The organism is Escherichia sp. E4930 (assembly GCF_005845405.1).
GTDB lineage: Bacteria > Pseudomonadota > Gammaproteobacteria > Enterobacterales > Enterobacteriaceae > Escherichia.
Window position 1 is genome coordinate 62,382 of the sequence record NZ_VCDZ01000004.1, and the last position, 19,321, is coordinate 81,702.

The following is a 19,321-nucleotide window of genomic DNA, read 5'->3' on the forward strand; positions in this document are numbered from 1 at the left end:
AGTCATTAACGCTTCAGAGCGTCGCTTAACTCATCACGCATGTTCGCCAGCATGGCTTTAACAACGCGCGGGTTACCAGCAACGATGTTACCGGTCAGCATATAGTTATGACCACCGGTGAAGTCGCTGACGATGCCGCCCGCTTCACGAACCAGCAGCTCGCCTGCCGCGAAATCCCACGGGCGCAGACCGATTTCAAAGAAACCGTCAACACGGCCCGCAGCAACGTAAGCCAGATCCAGCGCCGCAGAACCGGTACGACGGAAGTCTGCACATTCGTTGAACAGTTTGCCGACGATGTTGATGTAGGTGGTGGCGTACTGTTTTGCTTTGAACGGGAAGCCGGTCGCCAGAATAGTACCGTCGAGATCGCGAGCGGTGCTGCCGCGCAGACGGTAGCCGTTCAGCTGTGCGCCCTGACCGCGAGTGGCGGTGAACAGTTCGTTACGCATAGGATCGTAAACCACAGCAACTTCAGTGCGGCCTTTGATACGAACGGCGATAGATACCGCGAAGTGCGGCAGACGTTTGATAAAGTTGGTAGTGCCATCCAGTGGATCGATAACCCATTGAACATCCTGATCAGTACCTTCAAGTTCACCGCTTTCTTCGGTGATGATGGTGTGCTGTGGGTAAGATTTACGAATCGTGTCGATAATCACCGCTTCGGCAGCTTTATCTACGTTGGTCACGAAATCGTTACTGCCTTTCTGGCTCGCTTCTACAGCGTCCGGGGTTTCATAGTTTTTGGCAATTAAATTACCCGCCTTGCGCGCTGCGCGCACGGCGATGTTCAGCATCGGATGCATCGGTCTCTCTCACTGGATGTTAAAGAACGGGAAAACGGCGCAGAGTATAGCAGCGAGATCGGCATCTGTCTTCGTTTTATGATAAGATACGCGAATAATCTTTAGACGAAGAAAGACAATGCTGCAAAATATTCGAATTGTGCTGGTGGAGACGTCACACACCGGCAATATGGGTTCTGTTGCCCGTGCCATGAAAACAATGGGATTAACCAATCTGTGGCTGGTTAATCCACTGGTGAAACCTGACTCCCAGGCGATTGCCCTGGCGGCAGGTGCCAGCGATGTGATTGGTAATGCTCACATTGTCGATACGCTCGACGAAGCGTTAGCCGGTTGTAGCCTGGTGGTGGGCACCAGCGCACGCTCCCGCACGTTGCCGTGGCCGATGCTCGACCCGCGCGAATGCGGTCTGAAAAGCGTCGCTGAAGCGGCAAATACGCCGGTGGCGCTGGTTTTTGGTCGCGAGCGCGTCGGCTTGACCAATGAAGAGTTGCAGAAGTGCCATTATCATGTCGCGATTGCCGCTAACCCGGAATACAGCTCGCTGAACCTGGCGATGGCGGTTCAGGTTATTGCCTATGAAGTGCGCATGGCCTGGCTGGCAACGCAGGAAAATGGCGAGCAGGTTGAGCATGAAGAGACGCCGTATCCGCTGGTCGATGATCTGGAGCGTTTTTATGGCCATCTCGAACAAACGTTGCTGGCAACCGGTTTTATCCGTGAAAACCATCCGGGGCAGGTGATGAATAAACTGCGTCGTCTGTTTACCCGTGCGCGCCCGGAAAGCCAGGAGTTGAATATCCTGCGCGGGATTCTGGCTTCTATTGAACAGCAAAATAAAGGTAATAAGGCCGAATAACAGTGGTTGCCTGATGCGACGCTTAACGCGTCTTATCAGGCCTGGAAGTGCACGCAATCCCAGTTCGGATAAGGCGTTCACGCCGCATCCGACAACAGGTACAAACGGCACGATAAAAAATGGCACTGAAGGTTAAATACCTGACTAAATCAGTCAAGTAAATAGTTGACCAAATTACTCGGGAATGTCAGACTTGACCCTGCTATGCAATACCCCCACTTTTACAATAAAAACCCCGGGCAGGGGCGAGTTTGAGGTGAAGTAAGACATGAGACTGACATCTAAAGGGCGCTATGCCGTGACCGCAATGCTTGACGTTGCGCTCAACTCCGAAGCAGGCCCGGTACCGTTGGCTGATATTTCCGAACGACAGGGAATTTCCCTTTCTTATCTGGAACAACTGTTTTCCCGTCTGCGTAAAAATGGTCTGGTTTCCAGCGTACGTGGACCAGGCGGTGGTTATCTGTTAGGCAAAGACGCCAGCAGCATCGCCGTTGGCGAAGTGATTAGCGCCGTTGACGAATCTGTAGATGCCACCCGTTGTCAGGGTAAAGGCGGCTGTCAGGGCGGGGATAAATGCCTGACCCACGCGCTGTGGCGTGATTTGAGCGACCGTCTCACCGGTTTTCTCAACAACATTACTTTAGGCGAACTGGTTAATAACCAGGAAGTGCTGGATGTGTCTGGTCGTCAGCATACTCACGACGCGCCACGCAGCAATCGTAACGATGCAATTGATGTTAAGTTGCGCGCATAAAAGATAAAAAGTATTCAGAATCAGGCCGGGGCGTATCGCGCTCCGTAAACACGGTCGTACATCCAGCCGGTAGCCTGGTTCCTTGCATTGAGTGATGTACGGAGTTTATAGAGCAATGAAATTACCGATTTATCTCGACTACTCCGCAACCACGCCGGTGGACCCGCGTGTTGCCGAGAAAATGATGCAGTTTATGACGATGGACGGAACCTTTGGTAACCCGGCCTCCCGTTCTCACCGTTTCGGCTGGCAGGCTGAAGAAGCGGTAGATATCGCCCGTAATCAGATTGCCGATCTGGTCGGCGCTGACCCGCGTGAAATCGTCTTTACCTCTGGTGCAACCGAATCTGACAACCTGGCGATCAAAGGTGCAGCCAACTTTTATCAGAAAAAAGGCAAGCACATCATCACCAGCAAAACCGAACACAAAGCGGTACTGGATACCTGCCGTCAGCTGGAGCGCGAAGGTTTCGAAGTCACCTACCTGGCACCGCAGCGTAACGGTATTATCGACCTGAAAGAACTCGAAGCGGCGATGCGTGACGACACCATCCTCGTTTCTATCATGCACGTGAATAACGAAATCGGCGTGGTGCAGGATATCGCGGCTATCGGCGAAATGTGCCGTGCTCGTGGCATTATCTATCACGTTGATGCAACCCAGAGCGTGGGCAAACTGCCTATCGACCTGAGCCAGTTGAAAGTTGACCTGATGTCTTTCTCCGGCCACAAAATTTATGGCCCGAAAGGTATCGGTGCGCTGTATGTGCGTCGTAAACCGCGCGTACGCATCGAAGCGCAAATGCACGGCGGCGGTCACGAGCGCGGTATGCGTTCCGGCACTCTGCCTGTTCACCAGATCGTCGGTATGGGCGAAGCCTATCGCATCGCAAAAGAAGAGATGGCGACCGAGATGGAACGTCTGCGCGGCCTGCGTAACCGTCTGTGGAACGGCATCAAAGATATCGAAGAAGTTTACCTGAACGGTGACCTGGAACACGGTGCGCCGAACATTCTCAACGTCAGCTTCAACTACGTTGAAGGTGAGTCGCTGATTATGGCGCTGAAAGACCTCGCAGTTTCTTCAGGTTCCGCCTGTACGTCAGCAAGCCTCGAACCGTCCTACGTGCTGCGCGCGCTGGGGCTGAACGACGAGCTGGCACATAGCTCTATCCGTTTCTCTTTAGGTCGTTTTACTACTGAAGAAGAGATCGACTACACCATCGAGTTAGTTCGTAAATCCATCGGTCGTCTGCGTGACCTTTCTCCGCTGTGGGAAATGTACAAGCAGGGCGTGGATCTGAACAGCATCGAATGGGCTCATCATTAATCGGTATCGGAATCAGGAGAATTTATAATGGCTTACAGCGAAAAAGTTATCGACCATTACGAGAATCCGCGTAACGTGGGTTCCTTTGACAACAACGACGAGAACGTGGGCAGCGGCATGGTGGGTGCACCGGCCTGTGGTGACGTGATGAAGTTGCAGATTAAAGTCAACGATGAAGGTATCATTGAAGACGCGCGTTTTAAAACTTACGGCTGCGGTTCCGCTATCGCTTCCAGCTCCCTGGTCACCGAATGGGTGAAAGGGAAGTCTCTCGACGAAGCGCAGGCGATCAAAAACACCGATATTGCTGAAGAACTTGAACTGCCGCCGGTGAAAATTCACTGTTCTATTCTGGCAGAAGACGCGATCAAAGCCGCCATTGCGGACTATAAAAGCAAACGTGAAGCAAAATAAGAGTTGAGGTTTGGTTATGTCGATTACACTGAGCGACAGTGCAGCAGCGCGAGTAAATACCTTTCTGGCTAACCGCGGCAAAGGGTTTGGCCTGCGTCTGGGCGTGAGAACCTCCGGATGTTCAGGTATGGCTTATGTACTGGAATTTGTTGACGAACCGACGCCGGAAGACATCGTGTTTGAAGACAAAGGCGTGAAAGTCGTGGTCGATGGCAAAAGCCTGCAATTTCTGGACGGTACGCAACTGGACTTCGTAAAAGAAGGCCTGAACGAAGGGTTTAAATTCACCAACCCGAACGTCAAAGATGAGTGTGGTTGCGGCGAAAGCTTCCACGTTTGATGCGCATACCGATAACCCCACCGTGGTCGCCTGCGCGTGGGGTTTGTTTTACCTGATTCGCCGTTATCGCGGCGGATCGCAGCCCTGAGAATGTTATGGATTACTTCACCCTCTTTGGCTTGCCTGCCCGTTATCAACTCGATACCCAGGCACTGAGCCTGCGTTTTCAGGATCTACAACGTCAGTATCATCCTGATAAATTCGCCAGCGGAAGCCAGGCGGAACAACTCGCCGCCGTACAGCAATCTGCAACCATTAACCAGGCCTGGCAAACGCTGCGTCATCCGTTAATGCGCGCGGAATATTTGCTTTCTTTGCACGGTTTTGATCTCGCCAGCGAGCAGCATACTGTGCGCGACACCGCATTCCTGATGGAACAGCTGGAGCTGCGCGAAGAACTGGACGAGATCGAACAGGCGAAAGATGAAGCGCGGCTGGAAAGCTTTATCAAACGTGTGAAAAAGATGTTTGATACCCGCCATCAGTTGATGGTTGAACAGTTAGACAACGAGACGTGGGACGCGGCGGCGGATACCGTGCGTAAGCTGCGTTTTCTCGATAAACTGCGAAGCAGTGCCGAACAACTCGAAGAAAAACTGCTCGATTTTTAATTTCTGGAAGCTAAACATGGCCTTATTACAAATTAGTGAACCTGGTTTGAGTGCTGCGCCGCATCAGCGTCGTCTGGCGGCCGGTATTGACCTGGGCACAACCAACTCGCTGGTGGCGACAGTGCGCAGCGGTCAGGCCGAAACGTTAGCCGACCATGAAGGCCGCCACCTGCTGCCGTCTGTTGTTCACTATCAACAGCAAGGGCATTCGGTGGGTTATGACGCGCGTACTAACGCAGCGCTTGACACCGCCAACACCATTAGTTCTGTTAAACGCCTGATGGGGCGCTCGCTGGCTGATATCCAGCAACGCTATCCGCATCTGCCTTATCAATTCCAGGCCAGCGAAAACGGCCTGCCGATGATTGAAACGGCGGCGGGGCTGCTGAACCCGGTGCGCGTTTCGGCGGACATCCTCAAAGCACTGGCGGCGCGGGCAACTGAAGCCTGGCAGGCGAGCTGGATGGTGTAGTTATCACCGTTCCGGCGTACTTTGACGATGCCCAGCGTCAGGGCACCAAAGACGCGGCGCGTCTGGCGGGCCTTCACGTCCTGCGCTTACTTAACGAACCGACCGCTGCGGCAATCGCCTACGGGCTGGATTCCGGTCAGGAAGGCGTGATCGCCGTTTATGACCTCGGTGGCGGGACGTTTGATATTTCCATTCTGCGCTTAAGTCGCGGCGTGTTTGAAGTGCTGGCAACCGGCGGTGATTCCGCGCTCGGCGGTGATGATTTCGACCATCTGCTGGCGGATTACATTCGCGAGCAGGCGGGCATTCCTGATCGTAGCGATAACCGCGTTCAGCGTGAACTGCTGGACGCCGCCATTGCAGCCAAAATCGCGCTGAGCGATGCGGACTCCGTGACCGTTAACGTTGCGGGCTGGCAGGGCGAAATCAGCCGTGAACAATTCAATGAACTGATCGCGCCACTGGTAAAACGAACCTTACTGGCTTGTCGTCGCGCGCTGAAAGACGCGGGTGTAGAAGCTGATGAAGTGCTGGAAGTGGTGATGGTGGGCGGTTCTACTCGCGTGCCGCTGGTGCGTGAACGGGTGGGCGAGTTTTTCGGTCGTCCGCCGCTGACCTCCATCGACCCGGATAAAGTCGTCGCCATTGGTGCAGCAATTCAGGCGGATATTCTGGTGGGTAACAAGCCGGACAGCGAAATGCTGCTGCTTGATGTGATCCCACTGTCGCTGGGCCTCGAAACCATGGGCGGCCTGGTGGAGAAAGTGATTCCGCGTAATACCACGATTCCGGTGGCCCGCGCCCAGGATTTCACCACCTTTAAAGATGGTCAGACGGCGATGTCTATCCATGTAATGCAGGGTGAGCGCGAACTGGTGCAGGACTGCCGCTCGCTGGCGCGTTTTGCGCTGCGTGGTATCCCGGCGTTACCGGCTGGCGGCGCGCATATTCGCGTGACGTTCCAGGTCGATGCCGACGGTCTTTTGAGCGTGACGGCGATGGAGAAATCCACCGGCGTTGAGGCGTCTATTCAGGTGAAACCTTCTTATGGCCTGACCGACAGCGAAATCGCCTCGATGATCAAAGACTCAATGAGCTATGCCGAGCAGGACGTAAAAGCCCGTATGCTGGCAGAACAAAAAGTAGAAGCGGCGCGTGTGCTGGAAAGTCTGCACGGCGCGCTGGCTGCTGATGCCGCGCTGTTAAGCGCCGCAGAACGTCAGGTCATTGACGAGGCTGCCGCTCACCTGAGTGAAGTGGCGCAGGGCGATGATGTTGACGCCATCGAACAAGCGATTAAAAACGTAGACAAACAAACCCAGGATTTCGCCGCTCGCCGCATGGACCAGTCGGTTCGTCGTGCGCTGAAAGGCCATTCCGTGGACGAGGTTTAATATGCCAAAGATTGTTATTTTGCCTCATCAGGATCTCTGTCCTGATGGCGCTGTTCTGGAAGCGAATAGCGGTGAAACCATTCTCGACGTTGCGCTGCGTAACGGTATCGAGATTGAACACGCCTGTGAAAAATCCTGTGCTTGCACCACCTGCCACTGCATCGTTCGTGAAGGTTTTGACTCGCTGCCGGAAAGCTCAGAGCAGGAAGACGACATGCTGGACAAAGCCTGGGGGCTGGAGCCGGAAAGCCGTTTAAGCTGCCAGGCGCGCGTCACCGACGAAGATTTAGTGGTCGAAATCCCGCGTTACACTATCAACCATGCGCGTGAGCATTAACAGAGGTTAGTATGGGACTTAAGTGGACCGATAGCCGCGAAATTGGCGAAGCACTGTACGATGCGTATCCCGATCTTGATCCGAAAACGGTTCGATTCACCGATATGCATCAGTGGATTTGCGATCTGGAAGATTTCGACGACGATCCGCAGGCATCCAACGAGAAAATCCTCGAAGCGATTTTGTTAGTCTGGCTGGACGAAGCCGAATGAATAAACGGGCTGCCTGGGGTAGCCCGTTTTGCTGTTAAACGAATAAGGATAACTAAAATGACAGAAGCGATGAAAATTACCCTCTCTACCCAGCCTGCCGACGCACGTTGGGGAGAAAAAGCGACTTACAGCATTAATAATGATGGCATTACCCTGCATTTGAATGGAGCGGACGATCTGGGGCTGATCCAGCGTGCGGCGCGCAAGATTGACGGTCTGGGCATCAAACATGTTCAGCTAAGCGGTGAAGGCTGGGATGCGGATCGCTGCTGGGCATTCTGGCAAGGTTACAAAGCCCCGAAAGGCACGCGTAAAGTGGAGTGGCCGGATCTGGACGATGCCCAGCGCCAGGAACTGGATAACCGCCTGATGATCATCGACTGGGTGCGTGACACCATCAACGCACCGGCGGAAGAACTGGGGCCATCGCAACTGGCACAGCGTGCTGTTGATCTGATTAGCAACGTCGCAGGCGATCGTGTGACTTACCGGATCACCAAAGGCGAAGATTTGCGTGAGCAAGGTTATATGGGGCTGCACACCGTCGGACGCGGTTCAGAACGTTCTCCGGTATTGCTGGCGCTGGATTACAACCCGACTGGCGATAAAGAAGCGCCGGTGTACGCGTGCCTGGTTGGTAAAGGCATCACCTTTGATTCCGGCGGCTACAGCATCAAACAGACCGCGTTTATGGACTCGATGAAGTCGGACATGGGCGGTGCGGCAACGGTTACCGGGGCGCTGGCATTTGCCATTACTCGCGGATTGAACAAGCGCGTGAAGCTGTTCCTCTGCTGTGCGGATAACCTGATCAGCGGCAATGCGTTCAAGCTGGGCGATATCATCACCTATCGCAACGGTAAAAAAGTTGAAGTGATGAACACTGATGCCGAAGGGCGTCTGGTGCTGGCCGATGGCCTGATTGATGCCAGTGCGCAGAAACCGGAACTGATCATTGATGCGGCGACCCTCACCGGGGCGGCGAAAACCGCGCTGGGTAATGATTATCACGCGCTGTTCAGTTTTGACGATGCGCTTGCCGGTCGCTTGCTGGCGAGTGCCGCGCAGGAGAACGAACCGTTCTGGCGTCTGCCGCTGGCGGAGTTCCACCGCAACCAGCTGCCGTCTAACTTTGCCGAACTGAACAACACCGGAAGCGCGGCGTATCCGGCAGGTGCAAGTACGGCGGCGGGCTTCCTGTCGCACTTTGTTGAGAATTATCAGCAAGGCTGGCTGCATATTGACTGCTCGGCGACTTACCGTAAAGCGCCGGTTGAACAGTGGTCTGCAGGCGCGACCGGGCTGGGTGTGCGCACGATTGCTAATCTGTTAACTGCGTAAGCGCTTTATTCGGCCTACAAATTGTGCAAATTCAACAAATTGCGAATCCCTTGTAGGCCTGATAAGCGTAGCGCATCAGGCACTTGTGCCCCGAACGTTGAATGAATTGTGGTTCTTATGTCCGAAACAAAAAACGAACTTGAAGACCTGCTGGAAAAAGCAGCAACCGAACCGGCGCACCGCCCGGCCTTTTTCCGTACTCTACTGGAATCCACCGTCTGGGTACCTGGTACGGCGGCGCAGGGCGAGGCTGTGGTTGAAGATAGCGCGCTTGATTTACAGCACTGGGAAAAAGAAGACGGCACCAGCGTCATTCCTTTTTTCACCTCATTAGAAGCGCTTCAACAGGCGGTTGAAGACGAACAGGCATTTGTCGTAATGCCCGTTCGCACATTGTTTGAGATGACCCTTGGTGAAACGCTCTTCCTTAATGCCAAACTGCCAACCGGTAAAGAATTTATGCCGCGTGAAATCAGTTTGTTGATTGGTGAAGAAGGGAATCCGCTGAGCAGTCAGGAAGTACTGGAAGGCGGTGAATCGCTGATATTATCGGAAGTCGCAGAGCCACCAGCACAAATGATTGATTCACTCACCACCTTATTTAAAACCATTAAGCCAGTGAAGCGTGCTTTTATTTGTTCAATTAAAGAGAACGAAGAGGCACAGCCTAATTTACTTATTGGCATTGAAGCCGATGGTGATATCGAAGAAATTATTCAGGCAGCGGGAAGTGTAGCGACAGATACATTACCTGGCGATGAACCGATAGATATTTGCCAGGTAAAAAAAGGGGAAAAAGGCATTAGCCACTTTATTACCGAACATATTGCGCCATTCTATGAACGTCGCTGGGGTGGTTTTTTGCGTGACTTTAAACAGAATCGGATAATCTAAAATATGCCGCCCCAAAGGGCGGCATTCGGGCTTACCTGCTGTTCTGAAGGTTGTTAACCACCAGTAAATTGTTACCGGAGAGATTCCGGTTATTATTTACTTCGGAAAACAGCGCACCAGAAACAATAAGTACGATACAAAAGCACCGTATCTTCATTGTGCGGTCCATGCGAAGACCGCATCACGACAGCACCACTGGCGATATTGCCGCGATAGCAAGCGCTGTGAAACACCTGCATTTACGGCCATGGAACATCCTTTCCTTAAGCCAGCGCCCGTTTGCGAGACGGCGGAAAGGGCCGTAGTGGATAATACACTAGCTGAACAAAAATTACTCTCTTTGGCTTGACAAAAAGAGAGTTACTGGCGAGTATTGCTCTGCTGTGAAGCACCTGCGTTGTTCATGCAACACAAGTCAACCTGCTGGAAAGGCCGCGAACCAGACCGGCAACAAAAAACCGCCTGATTTTGGCGGTTTTTTGTTGTTTAAAGAAAGTGAATTTACACGTTTAAGTAATATCTTTTACCAGTTAGTATTTTTAATATTAAGCGGGATTTGTTTATATTTGTCTGAATTCGGACTAATAAGCCAGGTTATTTTATTACTGAACATATTGCGCCATTCTATGAACGTCGCTGGGGTGACTTTAAACAGAATCGGATAATCTAAAATATGCCGCCCAAAGGGCGGCATTCGGGCTTACTTGCTGCTCTGAAGGTTGTTAACCACCAGTAAATTGTTACCGGAGAGATTCCGGTTATTATTTACCTCGGTTAACAGCGCACCAGAAACAATAAGTACGATACAAAAGCACCGTATCTTCATTGTGCGGTCCATGCGAAGACCGCATCACGACAGCACCACTGGCGATATTACCGCGATAGCAAGCACTGTGGGGTGCCTGTATTTACGGTCATGGAACATCCTTTCCTAAAGCCAGCGCCCGTTTGCGAGACGGCGAAAAGGGCCGTTAAGAATAATACTCTCATGTTTGAATAATTACTCTGTTTATTATCTTGACATGGCCAGGCATAAAAGAGAGTATTTCAACACTGTGGGGTGCCTGCGTTGCTCCGGCAACACAAGTCAACCGGCTGGAAAGGCCGCGAACCAGACCAGCAATAAAAAACCGCCAAATTCGGCGGTTTTTTATTGCCTGTAAAAAGCTTATTTCAATGGCTCAACCGGTAAATCTGCCCGTGCGCCCCATTCACTCCATGCGCCGTCGTACAGTTTCACGTTTGGCACATCCAGCGTTGCGAGTGCCAACAAAACCACGGCTGCCGTTACACCAGAGCCGCAGCTGACAATAATTGGTTTGTCATAGCTGACGCCGCGACCAAAAAATATCGCATCCAGTTCATCGGTCGTTTTCAGTTCGCCTTCGCGCACCAGCTCTGTCCATGGAACATTCAGCGCGCCGGGAATATGTCCGCGACGTAAACCTGCGCGAGGTTCATCAACTTCCGCGTTAAAACGCGCAGCCGGGCGGGCATCGATAATTTGTGCCGTTTTTTCATGACTTGCCAATAACACATCGGTCACTTTCACCACGGCTTCCGGGGTAAACGCGACGTTAAACTCTCCTTCCGGCAGTGCCACTGCGCCCTCTTCTAACAGCAGATCATCACGTTGCCAGCCCGCTAAGCCACCGCCAAGGATTGACACTTTCTCCACACCAAAAGTGCGCAGCATCCACCACGCGCGCGGCGCAGAAAATAGGTTTCCTTCATCATAGACAATCAGATGCTTGTCCTGATTAACGCCCAGTTCACGCATCGCGACGGCGAACGTTTCCGGGCGAGGCAGCATGTGCGGAAGGGGGGATGTATGATCAGAGAGAGCTTCGATATCGAAAAATACTGCACCGGGGATATGACCGTTCAGATACTCCTGAGCAACGTTACGCTCTTCCTGCCCGGGCGGCGCCATACGGGCATCAATAATCTGAATTTCCGGGTCATCAATATGTTCGGCGAGCCAGTCGGCTCCTACAAACCATGTCGTGGACATAGGCATCTCCATTTTTGCCGGGGTTAAGTTAAATTGTCGGATGTTTGCCGAAAAGCGACAAGCAAAAGAGGCTGATTTGGCTGCCTGAGCCACATTTCTCACTAAAATTCGGATTTTGTAGATGTGATAGTGAATTACATAACGTCATTTCTCACGCATAATAATCATTCGACGTTGCTAACGGGCCATTGTGGCAGGGATGAGAGATGAAAAAGTTACGCTTAGCCGCCTGTATGTTGATGCTGGCGCTGGCAGGGTGCGACAACAACGATAACGCGCCAACTGCAGTGAAAAAAGATACGTCTTCTGAAGTTGCTAAAGAGTCATCTTCGACAAATGCGACTTCTGCGAAACTCTCCTCGCCGGCGCGACAAAAACTGGCACAACAGAGTGCGGGTAAGGCACTGACATTGCTGGATCTCTCTGAGGTACAGCTCGATGGCGCAGCCACGCTGGTACTGACTTTCTCTGTCCCCCTCGACCCGGATCAGGACTTCTCGCGTGTTATTCATGTCGTCGATAAAAAGAGCGGCAAAGTGGATGGCGCCTGGGAGTTGTCAGATAATCTCAAAGAACTGCGTTTACGCCACCTCGAACCGAAACGTGATTTGATCGTCACTATTGGCAAGGAAGTTAAGGCACTCAATAACGCAACCTTCAGTAAAGATTACGAAAAAACCATCACCACCCGCGATATCCAACCCAGCGTCGGCTTTGCCAGCCGTGGTTCGCTGCTACCCGGAAAAGTCGTGGAAGGACTGCCGGTAATGGCGCTCAACGTTAACAATGTCGATGTTAACTTCTTCCGTGTTAAGCCGGAATCGCTGCCAGCTTTCATTAGCCAGTGGGAATATCGTAACTCACTGGCGAACTGGCAATCGGACAAACTGTTGGAGATGGCGGACCTGGTCTATACCGGGCGGTTTGATCTCAATCCCGCGCGAAACACTCGTGAAAAATTATTGCTGCCGCTGGGCGATATCAAGCCGCTTCAGCAGGCGGGCGTGTATCTGGCTGTAATGAATCAGGCCGGACATTACGATTACAGTAATCCAGCCACGCTATTTACGTTAAGTGATATCGGCGTATCGGCCCACCGTTATCACAATCGTCTGGATATCTTTACTCAAAGCCTGGAAAACGGCGCGGCCCAGCAAGGAATTGAAGTCTCGCTATTAAATGAGAAAGGGCAGACTCTGACTCAGGCGACCAGTGATTCACAGGGCCATGTGCAGTTGGAAAATGATAAAAACGCGGCGCTACTGCTGGCGCGTAAAGACGGTCAAACAACGCTGCTCGATTTAAAACTACCGGCACTGGACTTAGCGGAATTTAACATTGCTGGCGCGCCAGGCTACAGCAAACAGTTCTTTATGTTTGGCCCGCGCGATCTTTATCGCCCTGGCGAAACGGTCATCCTCAACGGCTTACTGCGTGATGCAGACGGTAAAGCTCTGCCGGATCAACCCATCAAACTGGACGTGATTAAACCTGACGGGCAGGTACTGCGTAGTGTTGTTAGCCAGCCGGAAAATGGCCTCTACCACTTTACCTGGCCGCTGGATAGCACTGCGGCAACCGGAATGTGGCATATCCGAGCCAACACTGGGGATAACCAGTATCGGATGTGGGATTTCCACGTCGAAGATTTTATGCCGGAGCGCATGGCGTTGAATCTGACCGGAGAGAAAACGCCATTAACGCCAAAAGACGAAGTGAAATTCTCCGTGGTGGGGTACTACCTGTACGGTGCGCCCGCTAATGGCAATACCTTGCAGGGACAGCTTTTCTTGCGGCCGCTGCGTGAAGCGGTTTCTGCATTGCCTGGTTTCGAATTCGGCGATATAGCTGCCGAAAACCTTTCGCGCACGCTGGATGAAGTCCAACTGACGCTGGATGATAAAGGGCGCGGCGAAGTTTCCACTGAAAGCCAGTGGAAGGAAGTACATTCCCCATTACAGGTTATTTTCCAGGGGAGTTTGCTGGAATCGGGCGGTCGCCCGGTGACGCGCCGCGCTGAGCAGGCTATCTGGCCTGCCGATGTGCTGCCAGGGATCCGTCCGCAGTTCTCTTCAAAATCAGTTTACGATTATCGTACTGACAGCATGGTAAAACAGCCCATTGTTGATGAAGACAGTAACGCTGTTTTTGATATCGTTTATAGCGATGCGCAGGGCGTGAAAAAAGCAGTGTCGGGCTTGCAGGTGCGACTGATTCGCGAACGTCGCGATTACTACTGGAACTGGTCGGAAGATGAAGGCTGGAAGTCACAGTTCGATCAAAAAGATCTGATCGAAAATGAGCAAACGCTGGATCTGAAAGCGGATGAAACCGGCAAGGTCAGTTTTCCGGTAGAGTGGGGCGCTTATCGTCTGGAAGTCAAAGCGCCGAATGAAGCGGTCAGTAGCGTGCGTTTTTGGGCCGGATATAGCTGGCAGGATAATAGCGACGGTAGCGGCGCAGTGCGTCCGGACCGTGTCACGCTGAAACTGGATAAGGCCAGTTATCGCCCGGGCGACACCATTAAGTTGCATATCGCCGCGCCAACGGCGGGTAAAGGTTATGCGATGGTCGAGTCCAGTGAAGGGCCGCTGTGGTGGCAAGAGATTGATGTTCCGGCTCAAGGGCTGGATCTGACGATTCCGGTCGATAAAACCTGGAATCGTCATGATCTTTATTTGAGTACTCTGGTGGTGCGTCCTGGCGATAAATCTCGCTCCGCGACGCCAAAACGCGCGGTTGGTGTGTTGCATTTGCCGCTTGGTGATGAAAACCGTCGCCTCGATCTGGCGCTGGAAACACCAGCAAAAATGCGTCCCAATCAACCATTAACCGTGAAAATTAAAGCCAGCACTAAAAATGGCGAGAAGCCTAAACAGGTGAATGTGCTGGTGTCTGCCGTTGATAGTGGTGTGCTGAATATTACTGACTACGTCACGCCAGATCCGTGGCAGGCGTTCTTTGGTCAGAAACGCTATGGCGCAGACATTTACGATATTTACGGTCAGGTTATTGAAGGTCAGGGGCGTCTGGCTGCACTGCGTTTTGGTGGCGATGGTGATGAACTGAAACGCGGTGGCAAACCGCCAGTAAATCACGTCAATATTGTCGCGCAACAGGCGCTGCCGGTAACGCTCAACGAACAGGGCGAAGGCACGGTTACATTGCCGATTGGCGATTTTAACGGTGAATTGCGCGTCATGGCGCAAGCATGGACAGCAGATGATTTCGGCAGCAACGAAAGCAAAGTGGTTGTTGCGGCACCCGTGATAGCGGAACTGAACATGCCGCGCTTTATGGCTAGCGGCGACACCTCACGTCTGACGCTGGACATCACTAATCTTACCGATAAACCGCAAAAACTTAACGTTGCTCTGACCGCCAGTGGCTTGCTTGAACTGGTGAGTAATTCCCCCGCACCAGTTGAATTAGCGCCAGGTGTGCGAACCACGCTGTTTATCCCGGTGCGTGCTCTGACGGGGTTTGGCGATGGTGAAATTCAGGCCACCATTAGCGGGTTAGCGTTACCAGGTGAAACCGTTGCCGATCAGCATAAGCAGTGGAAAATCGGCGTCCGTCCGGCATTCCCGGCACAAACGGTCAATTACGGTACGGCGTTACAGCCTGGTGAAACCTGGGCGCTCCCGGCTGATGGGTTGCAAAACTTCTCTCCTGTTACGCTGGAAGGGCAGTTGTTGTTGAGCGGCAAACCACCGCTGAACATCGCACGTTATATCAAAGAGTTAAAAGCGTATCCGTACGGCTGTCTGGAGCAAACCACCAGCGGTCTGTTCCCGTCACTTTATACCAATGCAGCCCAACTGCAGGCGTTGGGGATAAAAGGCGACAGCGATGATAAACGCCGTGCGGCAGTCGATATTGGTGTTTCTCGTTTACTGCAAATGCAACGGGATAACGGCGGCTTTGCCCTGTGGGATAAAAACGGTGACGAAGAGTACTGGCTGACCGCCTACGTGATGGATTTCCTGATCCGTGCTGGTGAACAGGGTTACAGCGTGCCGACAGAAGCCATTAATCGTGGAAACGAGCGTCTGCTGCGCTATTTACAAGATCCGGGCATGATGTCGATTCCGTACGCTGATAATCTTAAAGCCAGTAAGTTTGCCGTTCAGTCTTACGCTGCACTGATCCTGGCACGGCAGCAAAAAGCACCGCTGGGTGCGCTACGTGAAATCTGGGAGCGTCGTGCAGATGCGGCTTCTGGTTTACCGCTGCTGCAACTTGGCGTTGCGCTGAAAACCATGGGTGATGCGACGCGTGGTGAAGAAGCGATTGCGCTGGCGCTGAAAACGCCGCGTAACGATGAACGGAAATGGCTGGGTGATTACGGTAGCCCACTGCGCGACAACGCGTTAATGCTCTCCTTACTTGAAGAGAACAAGCTACTGCCTGATGCACAGAATGCATTGCTTAACACCCTTTCACAGCAGGCATTTGGCGAACGTTGGCTCTCGACCCAGGAAAGTAACGCGCTGTTTCTGGCTGCCCGTACGATTCAGGATTTACCGGGTAAATGGCAGGCGCAAACCTCTTTCTCAACTGAGCCGCTGACAGGTGAGAAAGCGCAAAACAGCAATCTGAATAGCGATCAACTTGCCACCTTGCAGGTGACCAACCGTGGTGACCAGCCGTTATGGCTGCGTGTGGATGCCAGCGGTTATCCGCAATCCGCACCACAACCAGCGAGCAATGTGCTGCAAATTGAGCGTCATATTCTTGGTACTGACGGTAAGAGTAAGTCTCTGGACTCGTTGCGTAGCGGCGATCTGGTGCTGGTCTGGTTGCAGGTAAAAGCCAGTGACAGCGTGCCGGATGCTTTGGTCGTTGATTTACTGCCAGCGGGCCTGGAACTGGAAAACCAGAACCTGGCTAACGGCAGCGCCAGCCTGGAGCAAAGTGGCAGCGAAGTGCAAAACCTACTCAATCAAATGCAACAAGCGAACATTAAGCATATTGAGTTTCGGGACGATCGCTTTGTGGCGGCGGTTGCTGTTGATGAATATCAGCCGGTAACGCTGGTGTATCTGGCACGGGCGGTAACGCCGGGAACGTATCAGGTTCCGCAACCGATGGTGGAATCAATGTATGTTCCCCAATGGCGGGCGACTGGCGCTACTGAAGATTTGCTGATTATCAGACCGTAAATGCCTCGTCTGTTAACCAAACGTGGCTGCTGGATAACGCTGGCAGTCACGCCCTTTATTATCATTCTGGCGGCGTGGGGGGCAGATAAACTCTGGCCTCTGCCGCTACATGAAGTTAACCCCGCACGCGTCGTCGTGGCGCAGGATGGGACGCCGCTCTGGCGCTTTGCCGATGCTGACGGCATCTGGCGTTATCCGGTAACCATCGAAGATGTTTCTCCGCGTTATCTCGAAGCACTGATCAATTACGAAGATCGCTGGTTCTGGAAGCATCCAGGCGTGAACCCATTCTCGGTGGCTCGTGCTGCCTGGCAGGATCTTACTTCTGGTCGGGTTATCTCCGGCGGCAGTACGCTCACTATGCAGGTAGCTCGCCTGCTTGATCCACATTCGAAAACCTTTGGCGGTAAAATTCGCCAGCTCTGGCGCGCATTTCAACTGGAATGGCACCTGTCTAAACGTGAAATTCTGACCTTGTATCTTAACCGCGCCCCGTTTGGCGGTACGTTACAGGGGATCGGTGCGGCAAGCTGGGCTTATCTCGGGAAATCGCCTGCAAATTTGAGCTATTCCGAGGCAGCAATGTTGGCGGTATTACCGCAAGCGCCCAGCCGACTGCGCCCGGATCGCTGGCCGGAACGTGCCGAGGCCGCACGTAATAAAGTGCTCAAACGGATGGCTGCGCAAGGTGTGTGGTCCCGTGAGCAGGTAAAAGAATCTAGTGAAGAGCCCATCTGGCTGGCCCCCCGACAAATGCCGCAACTGGCACCGTTGTTTTCGCGCATGATGCTCGGTAAAAGTAAAAGCGACAAAATCGTTACTACGCTGGATGCAGGTCTTCAACGACGTCTGGAAGAACTGGCGCAAAACTGGAAAGGACGATTGCCGGCGCGCAGCTCACTGGCAATGATCGTGGTTGATCATACCGATATGCGTGTTCGCGGCTGGGTAGGATCGGTCGATCTCAACGATGATTCACGCTTTGGTCATGTTGATATGGTTAATGCGATCCGATCGCCAGGATCGGTGCTCAAACCATTTGTTTATGGTCTGGCTCTGGATGAAGGTTTGATCCACCCGGCATCGCTGTTGCAAGACGTCCCCCGACGCACCGGTGATTATCGACCCGGTAACTTTGACAGCGGTTTTCATGGCCCGATCAGCATGAGCGAGGCGCTGGTGCGCTCGCTGAACTTACCTGCTGTGCAGGTGCTGGAAGCCTATGGCCCGAAACGGTTTGCGGCAAAATTACGCAATGTTGGATTGCCGTTGTATCTGCCCAACGGTGCTGCGCCCAATCTTTCGCTCATTCTTGGCGGCGCTGGTGCAAAACTGGAAGATATGGCTGCAGCGTATACCGCGTTTGCTCGCCACGGTAAGGCGGGTAAGTTGCGCTTACAGCCGGGCGACCCATTACTTGAGCGACCGTTAATGTCGCCGGGGGCTGCGTGGATTATCCGCCGTATTATGGCAGATGAAGCGCAGCCGCTTCCGGATGGTGCCTTGCCACGCGTCGTACCACTGGCGTGGAAAACAGGAACCAGTTATGGCTATCGCGATGCATGGGCAATAGGGATAAACGCTCGCTATGTGATCGGTATCTGGACCGGCAGGCCGGACGGCACGCCGGTAGTCGGCCAGTTTGGCTTTGCCAGCGCCGTACCGCTGTTGAATCAGGTCAATAATATCTTACTGTCGCGCAGTGCGAATCTGCCGGAAGACCCGCGTCCTGACTCCGTAAGCCGTGGCGTTATCTGCTGGCCTGGCGGACAGTCTTTGCCGGAAGGTGACGGTAACTGTCGCCGCCGCCTGGCAACCTGGCTGCTGGACGGGAGCCAGCCGCCAACGCTATTACTGCCTGAGCAGGAAGGCATTAACGGCATTCGTTTCCCCATCTGGCTGGATGAAAACGGCAAACGTGTTGCCGCTGATTGCCCTCAGGCGCGACAAGAAATGATAAATGTCTGGCCGCTACCGCTGGAAACCTGGCTGCCCGCATCGGAGCGCCGCGCCGCACGCCTGCCATCGGCATCAACAAGTTGCCCGCCGTACGGTCACGATGCCCAGCTCCCGCTGCAGCTGACAGGCGTTCGCGATGGCGCGATTATTAAACGTTTACCTGGCACTGCTGATGCTTCTTTGCCTGTGCAAACCACGGGTGGCGCAGGTGGGCGATGGTGGTTTCTTAATGGTGCGCCGTTAACTGAACGTGGGCGTAACATTACGTTGCGTTTGAGTGAAAAAGGTGATTATCAGTTACTGGTGATGGATGAAATGGGACAGGTCGCGACGGTGAGATTTGCCATGCAGTAGTCTGTTTTGTCAGATTTTGTTGCTTAAATTCGGTTTATTTTAAAAAAATGTTACCTTCA

Annotated in this window: 16 protein-coding genes and 2 pseudogenes; 14 read left to right on the plus strand and 4 right to left on the minus strand. The window is 53.0% G+C overall.

Going from position 1 to position 19,321, the window contains the following annotated elements:
* Positions 1 to 5: 5 nt before the first annotated feature.
* Complete coding sequence (suhB, locus tag FFT88_RS07285) at positions 6 to 809, minus strand: inositol-1-monophosphatase (RefSeq protein WP_000553451.1); 804 nt, start codon at positions 807 to 809, stop codon at positions 6 to 8.
* Positions 810 to 927: 118 nt separating this feature from the next.
* On the opposite strand from suhB, the gene trmJ reads away from it, so the two are divergent.
* The 11 genes and pseudogenes from trmJ (at position 928) to sseB (ending at position 9,770) form a co-directional block, all read left to right on the plus strand.
* Positions 928 to 1,668 (plus strand): tRNA (cytosine(32)/uridine(32)-2'-O)-methyltransferase TrmJ, encoded by a 741-nt coding sequence (gene trmJ, locus FFT88_RS07290; RefSeq protein WP_000940019.1) that lies wholly within the window; start codon positions 928 to 930, stop codon positions 1,666 to 1,668.
* A 268-nt stretch (positions 1,669 to 1,936) separates the two neighbouring features.
* Positions 1,937 to 2,425, plus strand: coding sequence for a Fe-S cluster assembly transcriptional regulator IscR (gene iscR / locus FFT88_RS07295; RefSeq protein WP_001241354.1), 489 nt, complete (start codon positions 1,937 to 1,939; stop codon positions 2,423 to 2,425).
* Positions 2,426 to 2,540: 115 nt separating this feature from the next.
* Positions 2,541 to 3,755 carry a cysteine desulfurase gene (iscS, locus tag FFT88_RS07300; protein ID WP_001295373.1) on the plus strand — a complete coding sequence of 405 codons (1,215 nt, stop codon included), beginning with the start codon at positions 2,541 to 2,543 and terminating at the stop codon, positions 3,753 to 3,755.
* A 27-nt stretch (positions 3,756 to 3,782) separates the two neighbouring features.
* Positions 3,783 to 4,169: a Fe-S cluster assembly scaffold IscU gene (gene iscU, locus FFT88_RS07305; RefSeq protein ID WP_000331707.1), complete on the plus strand. Its 387-nt coding sequence runs from the start codon at positions 3,783 to 3,785 to the stop codon at positions 4,167 to 4,169.
* Between the two features lie 16 nt (positions 4,170 to 4,185).
* Positions 4,186 to 4,509 (plus strand): iron-sulfur cluster assembly protein IscA, encoded by a 324-nt coding sequence (gene iscA / locus FFT88_RS07310; protein ID WP_000028953.1) that lies wholly within the window; start codon positions 4,186 to 4,188, stop codon positions 4,507 to 4,509.
* A 95-nt stretch (positions 4,510 to 4,604) separates the two neighbouring features.
* Positions 4,605 to 5,120 (plus strand): co-chaperone HscB, encoded by a 516-nt coding sequence (gene hscB, locus FFT88_RS07315; protein WP_000384413.1) that lies wholly within the window; start codon positions 4,605 to 4,607, stop codon positions 5,118 to 5,120.
* A gap of 16 nt (positions 5,121 to 5,136) precedes the next feature.
* Positions 5,137 to 6,986: pseudogene (gene hscA, locus FFT88_RS07320) on the plus strand (Fe-S protein assembly chaperone HscA).
* A 1-nt stretch (position 6,987) separates the two neighbouring features.
* Entirely contained in the window at positions 6,988 to 7,323 is a 336-nt protein-coding gene (fdx, locus tag FFT88_RS07325) for an ISC system 2Fe-2S type ferredoxin (RefSeq protein WP_001124471.1), read from the plus strand.
* Between the two features lie 11 nt (positions 7,324 to 7,334).
* Entirely contained in the window at positions 7,335 to 7,535 is a 201-nt protein-coding gene (gene iscX, locus FFT88_RS07330) for a Fe-S cluster assembly protein IscX (RefSeq protein ID WP_000523616.1), read from the plus strand.
* Between the two features lie 57 nt (positions 7,536 to 7,592).
* Complete coding sequence (gene pepB / locus FFT88_RS07335) at positions 7,593 to 8,876, plus strand: aminopeptidase PepB (protein ID WP_085456461.1); 1,284 nt, start codon at positions 7,593 to 7,595, stop codon at positions 8,874 to 8,876.
* Positions 8,877 to 8,993: 117 nt separating this feature from the next.
* Positions 8,994 to 9,770: an enhanced serine sensitivity protein SseB gene (sseB, locus tag FFT88_RS07340; RefSeq protein ID WP_001298396.1), complete on the plus strand. Its 777-nt coding sequence runs from the start codon at positions 8,994 to 8,996 to the stop codon at positions 9,768 to 9,770.
* 31 nt (positions 9,771 to 9,801) lie between these two features.
* Here the strand turns inward: sseB and timP (FFT88_RS25820) are convergent, their stop codons facing one another.
* On the minus strand, positions 9,802 to 9,927 hold the full coding sequence (timP, locus tag FFT88_RS25820; RefSeq protein ID WP_252152854.1) for a small toxic inner membrane protein TimP: 126 nt from the start codon (positions 9,925 to 9,927) through the stop codon (positions 9,802 to 9,804).
* A gap of 438 nt (positions 9,928 to 10,365) precedes the next feature.
* Between timP (FFT88_RS25820) and FFT88_RS25580 the strand changes: the two are divergent.
* Positions 10,366 to 10,440: pseudogene (locus tag FFT88_RS25580) on the plus strand (hypothetical protein); the annotation flags it as partial.
* A gap of 30 nt (positions 10,441 to 10,470) precedes the next feature.
* Here the strand turns inward: FFT88_RS25580 and timP (FFT88_RS25825) are convergent.
* Positions 10,471 to 10,596, minus strand: coding sequence for a small toxic inner membrane protein TimP (gene timP, locus FFT88_RS25825; protein ID WP_254446235.1), 126 nt, complete (start codon positions 10,594 to 10,596; stop codon positions 10,471 to 10,473).
* Positions 10,597 to 10,938: 342 nt separating this feature from the next.
* A complete protein-coding gene (gene sseA, locus FFT88_RS07350) occupies positions 10,939 to 11,784 on the minus strand; it encodes a 3-mercaptopyruvate sulfurtransferase (protein WP_135404523.1) in 846 nt (281 codons plus the stop codon).
* Positions 11,785 to 11,990: 206 nt separating this feature from the next.
* On the opposite strand from sseA, the gene yfhM reads away from it, so the two are divergent.
* On the plus strand, positions 11,991 to 16,949 hold the full coding sequence (yfhM, locus tag FFT88_RS07355) for an alpha2-macroglobulin (RefSeq protein WP_135404524.1): 4,959 nt from the start codon (positions 11,991 to 11,993) through the stop codon (positions 16,947 to 16,949).
* Positions 16,950 to 19,262 (plus strand): peptidoglycan glycosyltransferase PbpC, encoded by a 2,313-nt coding sequence (gene pbpC / locus FFT88_RS07360; protein WP_135404525.1) that lies wholly within the window; start codon positions 16,950 to 16,952, stop codon positions 19,260 to 19,262.
* Positions 19,263 to 19,321 lie beyond the last annotated feature (59 nt).